Genomic DNA, 1,931 nt, shown 5'->3' with positions numbered 1-1,931 from the left:
CGCGCGGCTCGCGACCGGGACCGCCGAGGAGGTCGCGGCCGAGCTCGCCGGGCTAGGCATCGCCTCGGTGCTGGTCCCCCCGCCCGAGGACGACGGCTCGACCCAGGCTCGCGCCGCCCTCATCGGGCGGATCGACTCGACCCCCGCCCTCGAGCGGATGACCGAGACCGAGGCCGGGATCATCTGGCGGGTGGCGACCGGTGAGCTCGGCACCACCTCGGCCTGGGCGAGGCTGGTCGACGCCGAGGGAGGCCCTGCGGGGACGCTGGTCGAGCCGGTGCCTGCGGGGGGCACCGACGTGTCGACGCGGGTCCCGGCGGGGGAGCGGCGACTGCTGGTCCTCGCCGAGCGGGCCGATCCCGGCTGGTACGCGACCCTCGACGGCATGCCCCTGCGCGCGGTGGAGACGCCCTGGCAGCAGGCCTTCGAGCTCGGCGATGAGGGCGGCCTGCTGGTGGTCGGCCACGCCCCTGCCTCTCGCACGCCCTGGCTCGTCCTCCAGGGGACCGTGCTCCTCGCGACCGTGCTGCTCGCCCTGCCCGTGCGACGCCGACGAGGAGGCCCCCGATGGTGACGCCCGCTGCCCCGCCCGGTCCCCAGCCCGAGCCCCAGCCCGAGAGTGAGGGCGAGGTCCAGCCGACGCCCGAGTCCGCTGTCGCGCCGTCGGCGACGCGCGTCGACCCGGACGGTAGAGAGCAGGTCAGGCGGGCCGCGCGCGTCGGGCGGGTGCTCGCCCGGACCGGCACCGGTCTGCTCGTGCTGGGTCTCGCGGGAGCGGTGACGGTGCTGGGGACCCTCGAGCCCCCGACGGTCAGCAGCGCCGCCCCGCTCGCCACGGTGGCCGTCCCCGCAGCGGGGACCACCCTCGTGTGCCCGGGCACGGTCCGCGTCCCGACCGAGCCCGAGGAGGGCGAGGACGTCGCGTACGACCCCCAGTTCGACCCGTCCCCCGGGGAGTCGGTGGCCCGGCTGGGAGCCCTCGTGGTCGACGGGGCCGGCGGCAGCCTCGCGGGGCTCGACGGCGCGGGCTCCTCGCGGCTCGAGGGGACGGGGGGTGTGGTCGTCCAGCAGCGCGACGAGGCAGACCAGGGCCTGGTCCTGCGCGGTGAGCCCGCCGACCCGCAGGAGGGCGGCCCTGCCTGGGACGCGGGTGCGGTGACCGCGACGACCATCGAGGGCGACCTGCGCGGGTTGGCGGCGGCCCCCTGCCAGCGGCCCGCGACCGACGTGTGGCTCGTGGGCGGGAGCACCGCCCTGGGGTCGAGCTCCCGTCTCGTCCTGCAGAACCCTGGACGGACCGCGGCCACGGTGCAGCTCGACCTCTGGGGACCGGCCGGCCAGGCCGAGGTCGCCGGGTCCCCCGAGTACCTGGTGCCTCCCACGAGCGAGCGGGTCGTCCTGCTCGAGGGGGTCGCCGCCGAGCAGCGCCGCGTGGTGGTGCACCTGACCGCCTCGGGCGGACTCGTCACCGCCTACCTGCAGGACAGCGAGGTCCGAGGGCTGGTGCCCGCCGGGGTGGACCACGTGAGCGCAGGGCAGGCGCCCGCCCTGCGTCAGGTGGTTCCCGGGATCGCTGTGACCGACTCCGAGCTCGACGGCACCGACACCGCCCAGCTGCGGCTGCTGGCTCCGGGGGAGACCGGGACGAGCGCCCGGGTGACCTTCCTCGGTCCCGACGGCGTGGCCGAGCTGCCGGGTACCGACCAGGTCGACCTCGACGCCGGCGAGGTGCTCGACCTCCCCCTCGGGGGCCTGCCTGCCGGCAGGTACACCGCCGTCGTGCAGGCGGACGAGCCGGTGGTGACCGGGGCCCTGGTGACGCGCGGGGAGTCCGCAGGGCGGACCGCGGTCGACGCGGACGACCCGCTCGACCGCGCCTGGGTGGCCTCGGCTGCCGTCGGGGAGCCGGCCGGGAGCCTCGCCCTGCCCGA

The 1,931-nt window shown here is 77.3% G+C and carries 1 protein-coding gene and 1 pseudogene; both read left to right on the top strand.

The window, feature by feature from the left end; genetic code table 11:
* A pseudogene (locus tag L0B03_RS17210) lies at nt 1-574 on the top strand (glycosyltransferase family 2 protein); the annotation flags it as partial.
* Nucleotides 568-1,931, top strand: a 1,364-nt coding sequence (locus L0B03_RS17205; RefSeq protein ID WP_250448148.1) for a DUF5719 family protein, incomplete at its 3' end; no start/stop codon positions are given. The pseudogene L0B03_RS17210 and the gene L0B03_RS17205, both read left to right, overlap by 7 nt.

Origin of the sequence: Actinotalea sp. C106 (assembly GCF_023630195.1) — a bacterium.
Lineage (GTDB): Bacteria > Actinomycetota > Actinomycetes > Actinomycetales > Cellulomonadaceae > Actinotalea.
This window is presented reverse-complemented; position numbering and strand designations above follow the sequence as displayed.